Below are 17,503 nucleotides of genomic sequence, written 5' to 3'. Positions count from 1 at the left end.
TCGCCCCTGACCCGCCGGCTGCTGTCAGCGGGTGCCGGAGGCCACCGGCAGGCCCCGGGCGGGGGCCGGGTCGTCGGCGGGGGCCGGCCGCGCGACCGGGAGGGTGATCACGGCGTCGATGCCCCGCCCCGGGGCCTGCGCCAGCCGGGCGGTACCGTCGCTGGCCTCGGCCAGCCGGCGTACCAGCGACAGTCCCAGTCCGGTGCCGCCCTTGGCGGCGTCCGGCGCGCGCCAGAACGGGTCCAGCGCCCGGCTGCGTTGTTCAGCGGTCAGCCCCGGACCGGCGTCGACCACGTGCAGTTCGACCAGCCCCGGTCCCGGTCGGTCGGCCGGGGGCACCAGCCAGCTGATCCGTACCGCGCTGCCCGGCGGGGCCACCCGCAGGGCGTTGGAGAGCAGGTTGTCGAGGATCTGGTCCACCGCGCCGGCGACCGCCCGTACCGGTGTCCGGTCGGGGCCGGTGGCCACCAGTTGCACGTCCTGTTCGGCGGCGAGCGGCGTCCAGAGGAAGATCCGGTCGGCGACCGCGGTGGGCAGGTCGACGGTCTCCCGTACCGGGCAGGTCTGTTCGGAGCGGGCGATGGCCAGCAGCGTGCCCACCAACCGGGCCAACCGGTCGGTCTCGGCAAGCGCGGCCCGCAGGTTGCGGGTGCCCGAGGGCGCGACGTCGGGTTCCAGGTTCTCCAGCCGCAGCCTTAATGCGGCCAGCGGCGTCTTGAGCTGGTGCGAGGCGTCGCCGACGAACGAGCGTTGGGTGGCGATGAGGTTCTGCAGCCGGCTCGCGGTGGTGTGGAACGTCGCGGCCAGCCGGCGCAGCTCCGGTGGACCGGTGTCGGTGGAGACCAGCGGCAGCGTCCCGTCGGCCAGCCGCCGGGTCGCCCGTTCCAGCTCCCGTACCGGGCGGCTGATCCACCGGGCCAGCGCGAACGCCACCAGGGCGACCATGGCGAGCACCGCGACCCCGGCCGCGGCCAGGATGATCCAGAACTGGTGGATCCGGTTCTCCATCGGGGCGATCGGCACGCTCACCCGGATCGCGCCCTGTCCGGCGTCCCCCGGGTGCACCGGTACGGCCACCGACATGATCCGCTCACCGCCGTACTCGGCGGTGCGGGTGCTGATCAGGCCACTGCCGTCGAGCACGGTACGCAGATCCGGTGCCGCCGCCAGGCTGCCCGGCGGATGCTTCCAGGAGTGGGTGCTGGTGAGCAGCTCGCCCCGGGCGTCGACGATGTCGACGTGACCGCCCAGGCGCTGGGCCGACTCCCGGGCGAGCAGGTCGGCCCGGGGCAGGTCACCGTCGCGCAACGCGGTGTCGATGAACGCCGCCAGGACCTCGGCGTCGTGTTCCAGCTGCCCGAACGCGTGCTGCTGCTCGCTGCGGTGGTAGACGTAGCCGAGCGGGACCTCCAGGGCCACCAGGATCAACAACGCCAGGGTCAGGTACGTCAGCAGCAGCCGGCGGGTCACGCCGGCACCACCAGCCGGAACCCGACGCCGCGCCGGGTCTCGATCCAGGCCGGGTCGCCCAGCTTGCGCCGCAGGCTGGCCACGTGGAAGTCCAGCGTCTTACCGCGGCCGAAGAAGTTCGGCTCCCACACCGTCTCCAGGATGTCCCGCCGGGCCACGATGGCTCCCGGGTCGGCGGCCAGGTGCACCAGCAGGTCGTACTCCTTGGGGGCGAGGGCGACCAGTTCGCCGCGTACCCGGACCTCACGGGCCCGCAGGTCGAGCTGGAGCGGGCCGAGGGTGCGCACCCGGTCGTCGCGCGCCGGCGGTGGCCCGTCGGCCGGCGGCCGGGTCCGGCGGCCCACCGCGTGCATCCGGGCCACCAGCTCGCGGACGCTGAACGGCTTGGCCATGTAGTCGTCCGCGCCGAGGCCCAGCCCCAGCACCCGGTCCGCCTCGTCGCCGCGCGCGGTCAACATGATCAGCGGTACGGCGGAGGTACGGCGTACCGCCCGGCACACCTCGATCCCGTCCATGTCGGGTAGCCCCAGGTCGAGCAGGATCATCTCGGTCGGCCCGGCGGCGAGCGCGGCGGCACCGGTGGCCACCCGTCGGACCGTCATCCCGTACCGGGCCAGGCCGTCGACCAGTGGCTCGGCGATCGAGTCGTCGTCCTCGACCAGTAACACCTTCACCTGACGCCTCCGTTTCACCACCGTCGGGCCGGGCGCTCGGCACCGGCCCGCGGTTGGGCTGCGCACAGTAGTACGGGTACGACGCGCGAAGAGTTCGCTGCGGCAACCAGGCAACCAGGCAACCAGGCGAACCGGGCGGCTGACCGGAGCGCGACCGGTCGGGGACGCCTCGTATCCTTTCTGCGGAACAGTGTGTGTCGTGGGAGGGATGACGTGAGCAACCAGACCGAGACGTTGGAGTTCCAGGCCGAGACCCGCCAGTTGCTGCAGCTGATGGTCCATTCGATCTATTCGAACAAGGACGTCTTCCTGCGGGAACTCATCTCGAACGCCTCCGACGCGCTGGACAAGCTGCGTCTGGAGTCGATGATCGACAAGGATCTGCAGGTCGACACCGGCGACCTGCACATCGAGTTGGTGGCCGATCCCGAGGCCCGGACGTTGACGGTGCGTGACAACGGCATCGGGATGTCCCGGGACGACGTGGTCGCCCTGATCGGCACCATCGCCCGCTCCGGCACCGCCGAGCTGTTGCAGAAGATGCGGGAGTCCCGCGACGCGGCGGCCTCCCAGGAGCTGATCGGCCAGTTCGGGGTGGGTTTCTACGCCACCTTCATGGTCGCCGAGAAGGTCACCCTGCTGACCCGGCGGGCCGGGCAGACCGAGGGCACCCGGTGGGAGTCCACCGGCGCCGGCACGTACGAGATCGGCACCGTCGACGACGCGCCGCAGGGCACCTCGGTCACCGTGCACCTCAAGCCGGAGGACAGCGAGGACAACCTCTTCGACTACACCGCCGAGGCCAAGATCCGGGAGATCGTCAAGCGGTACTCCGACTTCATCTCCTGGCCGATCCGGATGGCCGTGCAGCGCCCGGGTGAGGAGGAGGGCTCCAGCACCACCGAGGTGCAGACCATCAACTCGATGAAGGCGCTCTGGGCCCGGCCCCGCGACGAGGTCGCGGAGGAGGAGTACCGGGACTTCTACCGGCACGTCAGCCACGACTGGTCCGACCCGCTGGAGACCATCCACATGCGCGGGGAGGGGACCTTCGAGTACGAGGCCCTGCTCTTCATTCCCTCGCACGCCCCCTTCGACCTGTTCCAGCGGGAGGGCCGGCGCGGCGTCCAGCTCTACGTCAAGCGCGTCTTCATCATGGAGGACTGCGAGGCGCTGATGCCGGAGTACCTGCGCTTCGTCAAGGGTGTGGTCGACGCCCACGACCTGTCGCTGAACATCTCCCGGGAGATCCTGCAGCAGGACCGCCAGATCCAGGTGGTCCGCCGCCGGCTGGTCCGCAAGGTGCTCGCCACGATCAAGGACCTGCAGGCCAACAACGCCGAGAAGTACCGCACCTTCTGGACCGAGTTCGGCCGGGCCCTCAAGGAGGGCCTGATCTCCGACACCGACAACCGGGAGACCCTGCTGGAGGTGGTCTCGCTCGCCTCCACCCACGACCCGGCCGAGCTGACCACCCTGGCCGGGTACGTCGAGCGGATGAAGGACGGCCAGAGCGACATCTACTACGCCACCGGCGAGTCCCGCACGATGATCGAGAACTCGCCGCACATGGAGGCCTTCCGGGCCAAGGGCTACGAGGTGCTGATCCTCACCGACCCGGTCGACGAGGTCTGGGTCGAGCAGGTCGGCCAGGTCGACGGCAAGGCGCTGCGTTCGATCGCCAAGGGCCAGGTCGACCTGGACTCCGAGGAGGAGAAGAAGGAGGCCGAGGCCGAGCGGGAGCAGCGGGGCAAGGAGTACGCCGCCCTGCTGACCTGGCTGACCGAGCACCTCAAGGAGCAGGTCAAGGAGGTCCGGCTGTCGTCGCGGCTGACCACCTCGCCGGCGTGCGTGGTCGGCGACGCCTTCGACATGACCCCCACCCTGGAGAAGATGTACCGGGCGATGGGGCAGGAGGTGCCGACGGTCAAGCGGATCCTGGAGCTCAACCCGACGCACCCGCTGGTCACCGGGCTGCGTAAGGCCCACGAGCAGGGCGGCGACGAGCCCGCGCTCACCGAGACCGCCGAGCTGCTCTACGGCATGGCGCTGCTGGCCGAGGGCGGCGAGCTGACCGACCCGGCCCGCTTCACCCGGCTACTGGCCGACCGGCTGGCCCGCACCCTCTGATCCGACCGTCCACGAGGTGGCAGTGAGTCCTCACCCCCCGCCCGCCGGTCGGGGCGGGGGTGAGGACGCCACCTCGCGGACCGCAGGCACCCGACGGTGGGCCCGGCCTCACATCGCCCGATAGCCGGCGGCGGTCTCGATCAGGTTGAAGCCGTTGCCGTCGGGGTCGACGAACTCCGCTCGCCAGCCGAACGGGTCGTGCTGGGGCTCGACCCGAAACCGTACCCCCTTTCGGTTGAGCTCTTCGTAGGTCGCCTTCATGTCGTCGACCAGGAGGTTCACGTCGGTGAACTCTCCGCAGCCCTTCCCCGGCCGCAGCTGTGCGAACTGTCTGGAGATCAGCGACAGGGTGGTCGGTGTGCTCGGCGCTGCGACCTCGATCCAGCGGACCGCGGAGTCCACCTCCGGTGCCTGGTCGGCCGGTACGGTCACGTCGAGCCGAACCTCGAAGCCCAGCGTGTCGGTGTAGAAGTCGAGCGCCTTCTGCTGGTCGGTGACGAAGATGATGACACTGCCGACACTCGTGATCATGGGTTGTCACCTCGGGTGATGCGCCTGCCTGACAACGCGTCAGCGGCTGGTCTTTCGGCGACACGCCTGCCGGTGTCGCTGTCGATGCTGTCGCGTAGGGAATTTCCTACGTATCATCGTGGCATGAACATCACCCACGTGAAGCGTGTCTCAGTGCCTGTCACCGACCAGGACAAGGCCAAGGCCTTCTACACCGAGGCCCTCGGGTTCCGGACGCTCCTCGAGATGCCGGTGCCCATGGGGGAGAACTCCCGCTGGATCGAGGTCGCTCCCGAGGGCGCCGACACCACCCTGATCCTCGCCAACTGGCTGGAGATGACGCCCGGCAGCGTCGTCGGCCTCATGTTGGAGTCCACCGACATCGACACCGACGTCGAGGCGCTCCGCGCCGCCGGGGTCGCCGTCGAGGGCCCTGTCGACCTGCCGTTCGGCCGGCAGGCGACGTTCAGCGACCCCGACGGCAACGGCTTCGTCCTCGCTCAGCGGGCTGACGGCCAGGGCTGACGACGTGGCGCCGGACCAGGTTGACGTGGTCTTCGCCGCCCTGGCGAATCCCACCCGTCGCGAACTACTCGGCCGGCTCCTGACCACGAACGGCCAGCCGGTGCAGCAGCTGGCGGCGCATTTCAGCATGACCCGTCCCAGCGTGTCGGAGCACCTGCGGGTGCTCCGACACGCAGGGCTGGTCACCTGTGAGCAGGTCGGCCGACAGCGGTTCTACCGCCTCGACCACGACGCTCTCTATCCCGTACAGGAGTGGCTCAGACCCTACGAGCGGTTCTGGCGGGACCGGCTCCGGAGCATGTCCGAGCTGCTGGACGCCGAGACCGAGGACGGTCCCGAGTCGTGTGAGGACGACGATGACACCAACGATTGAAGCCACCGGCGTACGGAAGCGGTACGGCGACGCCGCCGCGTTGGATGGCCTGGACCTGATCTCCGAGCCCGGAAAGGTGACGGCCCTGCTCGGGCCCAACGGCGCAGGAAAGACCACCTTCGTCAAGCTGGTGGCGACCCTCCTGCGGATGGAGGAGGGGACGCTGCGGGTCGCCGGGTTCGACGTGGCCCGGCAACCCCGCAAGGTCCGCCAGGTGATCGGCCTGGCCGGTCAGTACGCCGCGGTCGAGGAGGTGATGACCGGGCGGGAGAACCTGGAGATGGTGGCTCAGCTGTTCGGTCAGCGCCGCGGGGTGGCGAAGTCCAACAGCGCCGCCGTGCTCGACCGACTGGGGCTCACCGAGCACGCCGACCGCCGGGTCGGCGGCTACTCGGGCGGCATGCGGCGTCGGCTTGACCTCGGCGCGAGCCTGGTCGCGTCGCCCCGACTGCTGCTGCTGGACGAGCCGACGACGGGTCTGGACCCCCGCAGCCGCATCGAGCTGTGGACGGCGATCCGAGAGCTGGTGCGCCAGGGTACCGACATCCTGCTCACCACCCAGTACCTCAACGAGGCCGACGAGTTGGCCGACCAGATCGTCGTGATCGACCGGGGCCGGGTGGCGGCCCAGGGCAGCCCGCGGGAGCTCAAGCGGAAGTTCGGCCAGGACATCGTCGCGGTGCACACCGCCGACGACGACGCTCTCTCCACCGCGACCGAACTGCTCCGCCGGGTCGGCTCCGGCAACCCGTACGTGGAGCCGGCCACCCGGCTGGTCACCGTACCTGTGGAGAACGGCTCGGAAGGGCTCGTGGACGCGGTCGGTCTCCTCAACCGGCACGGTGTCGCGGTGGAGGACATCGGACTGCGTCCCGCCACCCTGGACGAGGTCTTTCTGGCCCTGACCGGAAGTTCCGCCGACGACGAGCGGGTCGACGCCGCATCCGCACCGAAGGGGGCCGTATGACCGCGCCAGCCCTGACCGCCGCGACCGGGTCGCGATTCCTCCCCGCCACCCGGGTCATCGCCCGACGCAGCATGCTGCGTTACCTCCGCAACCCGCAGACGCTCTTCGTGAGTGCCGTGCAGGGGGTGGCCTTCATGCTGATCTTCCGCTACGCCTTCGGTGGTGCGATCGACAGCGGTGGCCTCAAGTACATCGACTACCTGGTGCCCGGGGTGGTCACCGCCGGGGTGCTGTTCAGCGGTGGGCTCTCTGCCGTGGGCGTGGCCGAGGACGCCGGTGGCGGCTTCTTCGACCGCTTCCGGTCGATGCCGATGCCGCACAGCAGCATCCTGATCGGTCGGGTGCTCGCCGACACCGCCCTGGTCGCCTGGGCGACCACGGCAATGGTGGCGGTCGCCTTCGCGGTCGGCTTCCGAGTGCACACCGATGTGTGGTCCGGTGTCCTCGCCTTCGGCCTGGTGGTCCTGTTCGGGGCAGCCTTCGTCTGCGTCTTCACCGGCCTGGGGATGTTCGCGGTGGGCAATCCCCAGGCGGCTCAGGCGCTCGGCTTCCTCGTTCTGCCGCTGAGTTTCGCGTCGAGCGCGTTCGTGCCGGTGCAGACCATGCCGGGCTGGTTGCAGGCCGTCGCCGAGTACCAACCGGTGACCATGGTGGTCAATGCCGCGCGGGTGCTGACCCAGGGGCAGCCGGCCGAGGCTCTGCTCGACGAAAGCGCCGCCTTCTACGTGTGGTCGGCGCTGCTCTGGAGCGCCGCGATCATCCTCGTGTTCGGCACCATGGCGTTGGTTCGGATCAGCCGTCGCTGACGCCGGTAGCCCGGTCACGCGCCGATCGCATAGAGCGTGTTGAAAGTCGGAATCGGATGCATGAGCGTACGCATGGTCGACAGGCCGGCGTCCGCGCACAGCGACCGGAGCCGACCCGGCGGGAGGCCCATCATCCCGAGGGCCTCCCCGCCGGCGGCCAGCGCGATAGGCACCGAGTAGAGCGTGCTCGTGCTGTAGAAGAGCGAGGCCGCGGCACCCCGGTTCTCCTCCGGACGCTCGGCGCAGTCGGTCTCGAGGAGCAGGAACACCCCGTCCGGGCCGAGCGTCCCGGCGACCGCGGTCAGGGTGGCGGTGATGTCCAGCGCGTCGTGCAGCACATCCAGCGCCAGCACCAACGGGAACCGCCCCGTGGTGAGAGCGTCGACGCCGTCGCCGACCTCGAAGCGGACCCGGTCGGCGACCCCGGCCCGGTGGGCCATCTCCCGGGCGTGGGCCACGTTGGCCGGGACTCGGTCGAAACCCACGAACCTCGACTCCGGGAACGCCTCCGCCAGGAGGATGAGAGCCCGACCGCTGCCGGAGCTGAGGTGCGCCACGTCGACACCCGTACGGAGCTGTTCGGCAAGACCGTCCACCGCCGGGATCCACTGGTCCACCAGCATCGCGTCCAGCCAGAGCTCGCTCATCCGCCACATGGTGTGGAAGAACTCCGGTGGGTAGCGGTCGACGTCGATGCCGCTGCCGGAGCGGAAGCCTTCGACGACCTCGCCCAACAGCACGCCGAGGGTGGGAAGCAGCCGCGCCACGCCGCCCATGTAGAGCGGAGAGCCGTCGACCAGCACCGCCGCGTGTGCGGGTGGCAGGGTGTAGGTGGTGGCGCCGGTCGACGGGTCCACCTCCGAGTCCAGGTAGCCGGCACTGTGCAGGGTGAGCAGCCACTCGCGGACGTACCGTTCGGTGAGACCGAGTCGGGCGGCGAGTTCCTCGCTACTGCTCCGTCCAGCCGCGGCGAGCGCGCCGAAGAGGCCCAGCCGGTCGCCTACCGCGCACATCGTGGTGACCGCCGAACCGCTGATGTCACCCATGAACCTCTGCAGGAACGCACCGGCCTGTGCGGGATCGATCGGGGCGGCGATTGTGGTTTCGGTCCTGGCCACGGGAACCCCCTGGTGTCGACGATAGCCAGGAACATTCTTTATCGACCGGGCGGGGAAATGCTTATCGGATATTGCTCCGATGTTCCTTCAGCGGAGCAGTGGTCGCGACCACTTCCCCGAGTCGACGCAGGACCCCCAACCAGCCGCCGCCCAGCAGCTTCCGGGACAGTTGCTGAACGGCGTCGTCGTCGTCGAATCCCTCGTGTTCGAGAAAGACCCGGGTGCCGGTGCCCTCGGGCTCCAGCCGCCAGGTGACGGTGGAACGGAGCCCGTTCTGGCCGTGGTCGTCCCAGCTGATCCTGAGCATGCGCTCGGTCTGGAAGTCGAGGACCTCGCAGTGCACGACCCCGCCGAAGTGTACGACCGGCACGGAGAGCCCCCGAAAGGTGAACTTCCTGCCGACCGCGAGCTCGAAGTCGTTGGGCATGAGCCACCGGGCGAGCTTCTCCGAATCCGTCAGCACCTGCCACACCCGCCGGGGCGGGTGGGCGATGAACTGGTCGAGGAGAATGGTCGTCAGCTGCTCGTCCTGCATCCCTCTCCGCCCGGCGCCATGTGCGTGACAAGATTCGCCACCGCAGTATAGCCGCGTCGGGCCCGGGTACCCCTGCCGACACCCGTCAGACGATGAAGTCCGCCGAAGGGTTCGCGCGTGGGAACTTCCGCAGATAGTCGATGAACTGGTCGAGGGCGCCGTCGCTCTCGGTGAGCAGGCCCGGGCGGAAATGGATGCTCTGCAGGACCGGGGCGTCGTCCTCCAGCAGGGCCATCATCATTCCCGCCGCGCGGTCCAGGAACTGCTGAGCCGCCTGGTCGTCCTCCCCCGGCTGCCGATCGGTGCCGTAGGCGAAGACCGAGGTGCACCGCTGCGGTCGTACCACGCTGATGCCGGTCACCCAGAAGAACCAGCGGCCGTCGATCTCGCCGTTCTGCCAGTAGATGTTGTTCCCCACGATCTCGGTCCGCGCGTCGTAGATCTCTCCGTCGCGGGTCCGGCCCTTCAACTGCCAGCCGATCGAGTACGGCGTCGCGGACAACGTCGACCCGGGTTCCTGCAACAACTCGAAGTCGTGCTGCTGCGAGAAGTGCTGCAGGTCCATCGTCTGCGCGGTGATCACCCACGGGTCCGAGTCCAGCGCGTGCGGGAAGGCCATCGTGCGCAGCACCAGATCCTCCTGGGCGCAGCGCAACTCCGGGAGTTCGAAGAGCGGCTCGACTCCGTTGAAGGCCCACACGACGCCGTACCGTTCGACGGTGGGGAAGGAGAACAGCCGGGCGCCGGCGGGCACCGGGTCACCGATCCCGGTGGCGGTGCAGACACCCTGCTCGTCGTAGGTCCACTGGTGGAACCGACAGCGGAGTTGGCCGTCGACGACGCTACCCACCGACAGGTCGGCCCCGACGTGCACGCAGTACGCGCTGACCACCCGTGCCGTGCCTCCCGCGCCGCGGAACGCCACCACCCGGCCGCCGAGCAGATCAGACCCGAGCGGCCGGCCGGCGGCGAGATCGGCGGAGAGGCAGACCGGAAACCAGGTCTGGCTGTAGAGCCCGTCGGCGCCCTCAGCCGGCGGTGGCGGGAGCAGACTGCGGCGCGGCTCGGTTGGATTCTCAGTGCGGCTCATCGAGTCTCCATTTCGACTGGTGGGCGCGGGTAATACGGGATCGTCCCCGAAATCGTGCAGCATTCACCGGGGTCGGTCAATGAAAACTGTCCGCCCTGCTCAAGAGGGCAATGGATGAGAAAGTTCGGAGCAACCGGTGAGAAGATCCGACGGTGGTCGCTCCATTATCGTCCAGCTTGCGTCCGGCCGTCCCCCGGATCTGAACAGAGAAAGGTCGGTGGGTTGACCATGGGTGAATCGCGGAGATATCCATTCAGCCCGGACCACGGGCTCGACATCGAGCCGATATACAGTGAACTGCGGGAACACGAACCAGTCAGTCGGGTGCGGCTGCCGTACGGTGGTGACGCCTGGCTGGTCACCCGGTATTCGGACGCCCGGATCGTGCTCGCCGACCCGCGGTTCAGTAGGGCGGCCACGCTCGGTGCCGACATTCCCCGGATGTTGCCCGACCCCGACTACGCCCCGGCGATCCTCACCATGGACCCCCCGGCCCACACCCGGATCCGTCGGCTGGTCGCCGGAGCATTCAGTGCCCGGCAGGTGGCGGCACTGCGGCCGATGATCGAGGCGCACGCCGACGATCTCATCGATCGGATGCTCGCCGCCGGCCCTCCGGCGGACCTTGTCGCCGGGTTCGGCAAGCCACTCGCGATGGCGGTGATCTGCGACGTGCTCGGCGTACCGCCGGGGGACCAGGAGCGCTTCCGCGGCTGGTCGACCACCGCCGTGACGGCGCAGACGGTCGCCCCGGCGGAGCTCGAGGCCGCGTTGGCGAACCTGAGTGGCTACCTCACCGAGCTGGTGGCCGCGCGCCGCCGGCACCCCACCGGTGACGTGCTCGGCCAGCTCGTGGCGGCCCGGGACGACGGCGAGCAGCTCAGCGAGGAGGAACTGGTCTTCCTCGGGGTGACGCTGCTGGTCGCCGGACACGAGACGTCGGAGAAGGCGATCGCCGACGCGATGTTCGTCCTGCTCCAGCGACCGCAGCAGGTCGAGCGCCTGCGCGCCGATCCTGGGCTGCTTCCCACCGCCGTCGAGGAGCTGCTGCGGTACCTGCCCCTGGAGACAGCCGGCGGTGCGTTCTCCCGGGTGGTCACCGAGGAGCTGGAGCTGGGTGGGGTTCGGCTCGAGGCCGGCGACGTCGTGTTCGTCAGGTTGTCCGTGGCCAACCGGGACCCCCGGACCTTCGCCGAACCCGACCGACTGGACCTGACCCGGGCCAGGAATCCCCATCTGGCCTTCGGCCACGGCATCCACCTCTGCCTCGGCTCGTACCTGGGCCGGACCGAGCTTCAGGTGAGCCTCGACCGGCTGCTCGACCGGCTGCCGCGGTTGCGACTGGCGGTCGACCCGGCCGAGGTCCAGTGGCGCACCGACGGCTTCGTCCGGGGACCGGTTCGGCTGCCCGTCACCTGGTGACCGGGGGCACCGCCGGCGGCACCGGGTGAACCCGGAAGCCGCCGGCGGCACGCTCACTCGGCCGGGCTGCGATCCCACATCGACGACCAGCCGCCCGTACTGCCGGGCTCGCCGGCGAGCAGATCGGGAATCTTGGCGACGTCGAAGACACCCCAGTGCTCGGCGATGCGCCAGCCCTCGAAGCGGAAGGTGTTCGACCCTCCGATCACGAGCTGCCGTCCGGTCGGCGGTAGGCCCATGAACGAGCCCGTGTGCCTCAGGTGCAGGGCGATGGCCTGGGCCAGGATGGTGCCCTCACACACCGAGGTGAGAACCTCGACCCGTTCGGTAGTCAGGGCGTCGGCGGCCTGGCCGAAACGGTGTTCGACGCCGGCCCTTCCCGGCGGGTCCCAGGGGGGCGCGAAGTGGTCGACGAAGCCCTCGGTGAGGGTCTCCCGGATCACGTGGAAGTCGCGGTGGAACATCACCGCCCCGCGGAATCGGCGCACGATCTCCTCGTAGCGGGCCTTGGGTGCGGCCCGGGGGAGGTCCGGTTCAGTGGTCACGGCAGGCTCCGCTTCAGTCCAGCTGCTCGGTGGGGCGTAGGACGAGGTTGCTGACCGCGGCGTGCCGGGGCTGCCCCACGGCGAACACGACCGCCGACGCGGCGTCCTCGGGGGTGATCGGAGTGCCCGGGTCGAAGTTCCCGCTCAGCGCCGAGAGGATCTCCGGCCGACTCTGCGTGGGTAGTTCCGTCGGGGCGACGAATCCCGGTTCCACCACCGCGACCCGCACGTGCCGGCGGGCGACCTGCTTACGCAGGGACTCGGCGAACGACGCCACCGCCGACTTCGTGGCGTCGTAGACACCGGAGACGGGGCCGGCCAGGTAGCGGCCGACGGAGCCGACGAACACCACGTCCGCCACCTGACGCGACCCGTGCTCGGCTGCGGCGAGCAGATGGGGCAGGGCCAGGTGCGTGAGCCGCCAGCCGGCGAACAGGTTCACCTCCACCATCTGCCGCCACTCGTAGATCGGGGCGTGCTCGATCGGGCCGAGCAGCAGCAACCCGGCGTTGTTGACCAGCACGTCCAGGTGGCCGTACCGGTCGACGACCTCGGCCACCATCGTCTCGCAACGGTGTTGGTCGGTCACGTCGGCCTCGTACGCCCACGCCTCGCCACCGGTGGCGCCGATCTCCTTGGCCAGTGCCTCCAGCCGGTCGGCGCGCCGGGCGGTCACCACCACGACGGCACCCTGGGCGGCAAGCGCCCGCGCGGTGGCGGCGCCGATTCCGCTGGACGCCCCGGTCACCAGGGCGATCCGTCCGGTCAACGGTCCTGACGCGGTCACAGCCGCCTCCTCGGGTTCGCAACTGTCGGGTCGGTGTCCGGGTAGTGGCCGTCCACCAGGTAGGCGGTGACGAGTTCGTTCAGCTCCGTGTTGCCGTAGAAGGGAAAGACCCGGTGGTGCGCGGTGTCGGCGACCGTCACCAGCCGGGAGTTGTGCGCGAAGACCTCCCGCATCCGCCGGCCGGCCGCGAGGGGAGTGGACATGTCCTGGTCGGCGGCGACCAGCAGCATGCTCTCCGCCCGGTTGCCCGCACCCAGTGCCGTGACCGGTTCCCGGGGCAGGACCGGCCAGAACGCGGGTGCCTTGACGCCGGCCATCGCGGCACCGGCGAACGGCCACTTCTCCGCGTGCAGTCGCATGTCCCGCTCGTAGTACTCCGGGTCCCGGGGCCAGGCCCAGTCACCGGCCAGGATCGCCAGCTGGGCGATGGTGCCGGTCTCCTCCTTGGGCTGGCCGAACATCGGTGCCAGGTAGGCCATCGTCTCCGGGCTCAGCGGCCCGCCGTGCGCGGCGGCCCGCACGATGTCCCCCAGATGCTCGTACGCCAGCTCGCTGTTGAGCATCCCGACCGCGATCAGCCGGATCAACGTGCGGTCCAGCGGGAAGCCGCCCAACCCGACCGGCTCCACCTGGGCCCGGTCGAGCAGCACGTCGTAGGTGGCGCGGACCTGCGGTCCGGTGGCACCCAGTCCGTACCGATCGTGCTGATCGGCCGCCCAGGACGCCCAGCGGTTCAGGGCCCGCTCGCCGTTGGGGCTGAAGTCGGTGAACAGGCCGCGCCACACCCAGTCCGGGCTGCACATCGAGTCGAGCACCACCCGGTCGGCATGCTCGCCGAACATCTGGGTGTAGACCGCGCCCAGGTACGTCCCGTAGGAGTAGCCCAGGTAGGAGATTCGTTCCTCGCCGAGCGCACCCCGGATGATGTCCATGTCCCGGGCGATGTTGCGTGAGGTGGCGTGGGGCAGGATGTCCAGCGCGTGTTCCGCCACCTTGGCCGCCACCCTGGCCTGGAAGCGGACCTCGTGGTCGAAGTCGCGGGGGTGGTGGAAGACCCACAGCCGTTCCTCGGCCTCCAGGTCGGCCTGCCGGGGACTGCTCAACCCCATGAACCGGTGGTCGAAGCCGACCAGGTCGAAGTGGTCGAGGACCGGTTCGGGCAGCATCGTGGCAAGCTGGCCGAGCAGCACGAGACCACGGTTGCCGAGGTCGTCGCCGGGGCCGATGAGCAACACCCCGCGCCGTGCGTCCGGCCGGTTCGCCCGGCGGCGGCCGACGGTCAGCGTGATGGTTCTGCCGTCGGGTTCGGCGTGGTCGAGCGGTACGGACAGCTCCGCCCCCTCCAGCCCGGTCAGCGGTGGCTCGGTGAACGGCTGCCAGCGCAGCTGCTGCCCGTGGTAGCCGGCGAGTTCGGCCGGGGATCGGGTCACGAGTCCTCCTCGGTCGGTGCGGTGTGGTCTGCGCCCACGGTGCTGTCGGCGGGGGGCAGGTCACCGGTGAGCAGGTAGTCGCGCACCACCCCGTCGACAGCGGGGTGCCCGTGGAACGGGAACAGCCGGTGCGCTGCCACCCCGGCGGCGACCACCAGCCGGCTGTTGTCCGGCAGCAGTTCGCGCAGGTGCCGGGCCCCCGAGGCGGGGGTGAACGGATCGTGTTCGGACTGCACCAGCAGCAGTCCCGGTGCGACGTTGCCCGGCCCGATCTCCGTGGGTGGCTCCGTCGGGTCGACCGGCCAGAAGGTGCCGGCCTTCGGCATCGCCATCGTCGCTCCCACCAGCGGCAACCGTTCGGCGTCGGCCTTCACCGCGGCCCGGTAGGAGTTCAGGTCACGTGACCACCGCGCCTCACCACCGAGGATGGCCAACTGGGCGATCGCGCCGCTCTCCTCCCTGGGCTGGCCGAACATCGCCCCGAACATCGCCTGGGTGCCGTCGTCCAGCGGGGCGTCACCGGCAGCGGCCCGCAGCAGGACGGCGAGCGGGCCGTACGTCGCGTCGTCACTGAGCATGATCACGATGGTCATCCGCAGCATGCCCTCGTCGAGGGTGATCGGCCCGAGGCGCGGGGGACGGGCCCGAGCCTCGGTCAGGAGCCGTTCGACGTAGCCGATCACCTCGGCGCTCGTGCCGCCCAGGCCGAGGGCCGCGCCCTCGGTGGCCACCCACCGTGCCCAGCGGCCCAGCCCGTGCTGAGCACCCTCGGCGACGTTGGTGAACAGGCCCTGCCACACCCAGGCCGGATCGATCACGCTGTCCAGTACGAGCCGGTCGGCGTGCCGGCCGAACAGCTGGCTGTAGACCGCGGCGATGTAGCTGCCGTACGAGTGACCGAGCAGGGAGATCCGCTCCTCCCCGAGGGCCGACCGGAGCACGTCGATGTCGCGGGCGATGTTGCGGGTGGTGATGTACGGCAGCATCGGGCCGACCGCACGGAAGCACCTGGCGACCAGGTCCCGCTGGAACTCCACCTCCTGCTCGAAGGAGACCGGATGGTGGAACGCCCAGTAGCAGTCCTCCTGGCTCAGCCCGGCGGTCAACGGGGTGCTCGATCCGCTGAACCGGTGGTCGAATCCGACGAGGTCGAAGTGCGTGAGAACGTCGTCCGGAAGGGACTGACGCAGCCGGGGGAGCAGTACCGTCCCCCGGTTGCCGGGGTCGTCCGGGCAGACCAGCAGCACGCCGAGGCGGGCAGCGGGGTCGGTCGCCCGGTGCCGGGCCAGGCCGATGTCGATCTGTCGGCCGTCGACGTCGTCGTGGTCGAGGGGCACCGCGACGGTCGCCACCTCCAGGTCGGGCAGCCGGGGATCCTCCGACGGGTGCCATCGGACCTCCTGGTCCCGACGGTCCCGATCCGACACCCGGCTGCTGCTCGCTGCGCTGATCACGGTGCTCCCCTCAGGCGGTGGCGCTCAGGTACTGCTCCGGCAGCAGCCCGAGCTGCTCCAACAGGTGCAGGCCGTCGGCGACGCCCCAGTGCTCGACCACCAGGCCGTCGACGATGCGCAGCTGACCCATCAGGGCGCAGCGGATCTGCCGGTGTGTCGCGGGGACGCCGAGGTAGTCGCCGTCGTGCCGGGCGTGCACGGTGAACCGCGTCGCGACCAGGTCACCCTCGGCGACGACGCTGTGCACCTCCATCCGGATCTTCCGGAACGCCCGCATGAAACGGCCCATCTCCGCGCCGACGGTCGCGGCGTCGAGGACCCCGTCCCGGGCGTGGTGCACCATCTCCGGTGCCCAGTGGGTCATCAGCGCGGCCAGGTCGTCCCGGTTCCACGCGTCGATGAGTCTGGCGACGACGGCCTTGTTCTTCTCCTCCGTGGTGGACATGCGTCTCCCTTCGGTCAGGGCCGTAGCTCGTACAGGGCGTTGAACGGGCTCGCCACCGGTATCTCGCGCAGCCGGTGGAGACCGGCCGCCTCGGCCAGTTCCCGGATCCGGCCGGCCGGCAGCCCGAGGGTGCCGGCGCCGTCCCCACGTGCGGACCGGGAGGCGGGTAGGCAGTACAGCGCGCTGGTCGCGTAGAGGATGGTGGCCACCGGCCCCCGGTTGTCCAGTGGGACCGGTGCGCTTCGGCTCTCCAGCACCAGGACGGCACCGTCGGCGGCCAGTGCCCGCCGGGCCGCGGTCAGCACCGCCAGAGGGTCGACGGTGTCGTGGAGTACGTCGAACGCGGTGACCAGGTCGACGCCGTCGGCCGGCAGACCGTCGGCTGCGTCCTGGGCGGCGAACCGTACCCGGTCGGCCACCCCGGCTCGCCGGGCGGACTCCGTGGCCCGGTCGACGTTGGCCGGGTGCAGGTCCAACCCGACCAGGCGGCTGGCGGGGAAGGCCGTGGCGATCCTGATCAGTGCGTGCCCGCCCCCGGAACCCAGGTCGACCACTGTGCCACCGCGTCGCAGTCGTTCGGGCAGTCCGGCTACGGCCGGTATCCACTGGTCGACGAGCGCGGCGTCGAGCCAGCCCGCACTCATCCGCTCCATGGCGTCGTAGAGGGCCTTCGGGTAGTCCTGCGCGGCAACCCCGGAGCCGGTGGTGAACGCCGTGGCGACCGGGTCCACCGCCGCCGCGAGCGCCAGCAGCAGCGCGTGGCCGCCACTGAGGTCCATCGGGGAACCGCCGGTCAGCAGCGGCGCCATCGGCGCGGGTAGGGCGTACCGACCGGTCTCCCGGTCGACCTCCAGGTAGTCGGCGCCGGCCAGACAGAGCAGCCACTCGCGTAGGTAGCGTTCGTCCACACCGGTCGCGGCCGCCAGTTCGGCGCTGTCGCACGGGCCGTGCCGGACGAGGGCGCCGAACAGCCCGAGCCGGTCACCGAGCGCACACGCCACACTCACCATCGCCGCGGCGAGGTCACCGGTGATGCGGTCCGCGTACCGGCGCAGGGCCGCGAAGTCGGCTGTCGGGGGCGTCCCGGGCGCCGACGGACGGCCCAGGGTGGCGGTCGACTCCGAACGGCTCGCCGGTTCCTGTGCGGTCATGTCGGCCTGCCTTCCTCTGGTGCCGGGACAGCTGACAGCGGGTCCGGCCACTGCCCGTACCACGCTAGGTG

Annotated in this window: 18 protein-coding genes; 6 read left to right on the top strand and 12 right to left on the bottom strand. The window is 70.3% G+C overall.

The window, feature by feature from the left end:
- Positions 1 to 24: 24 nt before the first annotated feature.
- Positions 25 to 1,470 carry a sensor histidine kinase gene (locus GA0070617_RS17760; protein WP_091439402.1) on the bottom strand — a complete coding sequence of 482 codons (1,446 nt, stop codon included), beginning with the start codon at positions 1,468 to 1,470 and terminating at the stop codon, positions 25 to 27.
- Positions 1,467 to 2,144, bottom strand: coding sequence for a response regulator transcription factor (locus tag GA0070617_RS17755; RefSeq protein ID WP_091439399.1), 678 nt, complete (start codon positions 2,142 to 2,144; stop codon positions 1,467 to 1,469). Before GA0070617_RS17755 ends, GA0070617_RS17760 begins: the two co-directional genes overlap by 4 nt.
- A 213-nt stretch (positions 2,145 to 2,357) precedes the next feature.
- On the opposite strand from GA0070617_RS17755, the gene htpG reads away from it, so the two are divergent.
- Complete coding sequence (gene htpG / locus GA0070617_RS17750; RefSeq protein WP_091439396.1) at positions 2,358 to 4,274, top strand: molecular chaperone HtpG; 1,917 nt, start codon at positions 2,358 to 2,360, stop codon at positions 4,272 to 4,274.
- Positions 4,275 to 4,382: 108 nt separating this feature from the next.
- Here the strand turns inward: htpG and GA0070617_RS17745 are convergent, their stop codons facing one another.
- On the bottom strand, positions 4,383 to 4,805 hold the full coding sequence (locus GA0070617_RS17745) for a VOC family protein (RefSeq protein ID WP_091439392.1): 423 nt from the start codon (positions 4,803 to 4,805) through the stop codon (positions 4,383 to 4,385).
- 153 nt (positions 4,806 to 4,958) lie between these two features.
- Between GA0070617_RS17745 and GA0070617_RS17740 the strand changes: the two genes are divergently transcribed.
- The 4 genes from GA0070617_RS17740 to GA0070617_RS17725 are packed head-to-tail and all read left to right on the top strand — an operon-like array spanning position 4,959 to position 7,455.
- Entirely contained in the window at positions 4,959 to 5,309 is a 351-nt protein-coding gene (locus GA0070617_RS17740; protein ID WP_217628828.1) for a VOC family protein, read from the top strand.
- 4 nt (positions 5,310 to 5,313) lie between these two features.
- Entirely contained in the window at positions 5,314 to 5,682 is a 369-nt protein-coding gene (locus GA0070617_RS17735) for an ArsR/SmtB family transcription factor (protein ID WP_091439384.1), read from the top strand.
- Positions 5,666 to 6,649, top strand: a complete 984-nt coding sequence (locus tag GA0070617_RS17730; protein WP_091439382.1) for an ATP-binding cassette domain-containing protein — start codon at positions 5,666 to 5,668, stop codon at positions 6,647 to 6,649. The genes GA0070617_RS17735 and GA0070617_RS17730 overlap by 17 nt, the downstream gene beginning before the upstream one ends.
- On the top strand, positions 6,646 to 7,455 hold the full coding sequence (locus GA0070617_RS17725) for an ABC transporter permease (RefSeq protein ID WP_091439379.1): 810 nt from the start codon (positions 6,646 to 6,648) through the stop codon (positions 7,453 to 7,455). The genes GA0070617_RS17730 and GA0070617_RS17725 overlap by 4 nt, the downstream gene beginning before the upstream one ends.
- Positions 7,456 to 7,469: 14 nt before the next feature.
- On the opposite strand, the gene GA0070617_RS17720 is transcribed toward GA0070617_RS17725, so the two are convergent.
- The 3 genes from GA0070617_RS17720 to GA0070617_RS17710 all read right to left on the bottom strand — a co-directional run bounded on the left by GA0070617_RS17720 (position 7,470) and on the right by GA0070617_RS17710 (position 10,198).
- A complete protein-coding gene (locus GA0070617_RS17720) occupies positions 7,470 to 8,573 on the bottom strand; it encodes a class I SAM-dependent methyltransferase (protein ID WP_091439375.1) in 1,104 nt (367 codons plus the stop codon).
- A gap of 61 nt (positions 8,574 to 8,634) precedes the next feature.
- On the bottom strand, positions 8,635 to 9,108 hold the full coding sequence (locus tag GA0070617_RS17715; protein WP_091439372.1) for an SRPBCC family protein: 474 nt from the start codon (positions 9,106 to 9,108) through the stop codon (positions 8,635 to 8,637).
- 85 nt (positions 9,109 to 9,193) lie between these two features.
- A complete protein-coding gene (locus tag GA0070617_RS17710) occupies positions 9,194 to 10,198 on the bottom strand; it encodes a Rieske 2Fe-2S domain-containing protein (RefSeq protein WP_175440573.1) in 1,005 nt (334 codons plus the stop codon).
- A gap of 324 nt (positions 10,199 to 10,522) precedes the next feature.
- Between GA0070617_RS17710 and GA0070617_RS17705 the strand changes: the two genes are divergently transcribed.
- Positions 10,523 to 11,620 (top strand): cytochrome P450, encoded by a 1,098-nt coding sequence (locus tag GA0070617_RS17705; protein ID WP_229688576.1) that lies wholly within the window; start codon positions 10,523 to 10,525, stop codon positions 11,618 to 11,620.
- A gap of 53 nt (positions 11,621 to 11,673) precedes the next feature.
- Here the strand turns inward: GA0070617_RS17705 and GA0070617_RS17700 are convergent, their stop codons facing one another.
- The 6 genes from GA0070617_RS17700 to GA0070617_RS17675 are packed head-to-tail and all read right to left on the bottom strand — an operon-like array spanning position 11,674 to position 17,432.
- Positions 11,674 to 12,165 carry an ester cyclase gene (locus GA0070617_RS17700; protein ID WP_091439356.1) on the bottom strand — a complete coding sequence of 164 codons (492 nt, stop codon included), beginning with the start codon at positions 12,163 to 12,165 and terminating at the stop codon, positions 11,674 to 11,676.
- A gap of 13 nt (positions 12,166 to 12,178) precedes the next feature.
- Positions 12,179 to 12,952, bottom strand: a complete 774-nt coding sequence (locus tag GA0070617_RS17695; RefSeq protein ID WP_217628827.1) for an SDR family oxidoreductase — start codon at positions 12,950 to 12,952, stop codon at positions 12,179 to 12,181.
- Positions 12,949 to 14,382 (bottom strand): alpha/beta fold hydrolase, encoded by a 1,434-nt coding sequence (locus GA0070617_RS17690; protein WP_091439352.1) that lies wholly within the window; start codon positions 14,380 to 14,382, stop codon positions 12,949 to 12,951. The genes GA0070617_RS17695 and GA0070617_RS17690 overlap by 4 nt, the downstream gene beginning before the upstream one ends.
- Positions 14,379 to 15,836 (bottom strand): alpha/beta fold hydrolase, encoded by a 1,458-nt coding sequence (locus tag GA0070617_RS17685; protein WP_139135701.1) that lies wholly within the window; start codon positions 15,834 to 15,836, stop codon positions 14,379 to 14,381. Before GA0070617_RS17685 ends, GA0070617_RS17690 begins: the two co-directional genes overlap by 4 nt.
- 10 nt (positions 15,837 to 15,846) lie before the next feature.
- Positions 15,847 to 16,281: an ester cyclase gene (locus tag GA0070617_RS17680; protein ID WP_091439346.1), complete on the bottom strand. Its 435-nt coding sequence runs from the start codon at positions 16,279 to 16,281 to the stop codon at positions 15,847 to 15,849.
- 14 nt (positions 16,282 to 16,295) lie between these two features.
- Positions 16,296 to 17,432, bottom strand: a complete 1,137-nt coding sequence (locus GA0070617_RS17675) for a class I SAM-dependent methyltransferase (protein WP_139135700.1) — start codon at positions 17,430 to 17,432, stop codon at positions 16,296 to 16,298.
- Between the last annotated feature and the right edge of the window lie 71 nt (positions 17,433 to 17,503).

The sequence above is a fragment of the Micromonospora yangpuensis genome (assembly GCF_900091615.1).
In the GTDB taxonomy this organism is placed as follows: domain Bacteria; phylum Actinomycetota; class Actinomycetes; order Mycobacteriales; family Micromonosporaceae; genus Micromonospora; species Micromonospora yangpuensis.
The sequence above is the reverse complement of the archived record's forward strand: the minus strand, read 5'-3'. Positions and strand labels throughout refer to the sequence as shown.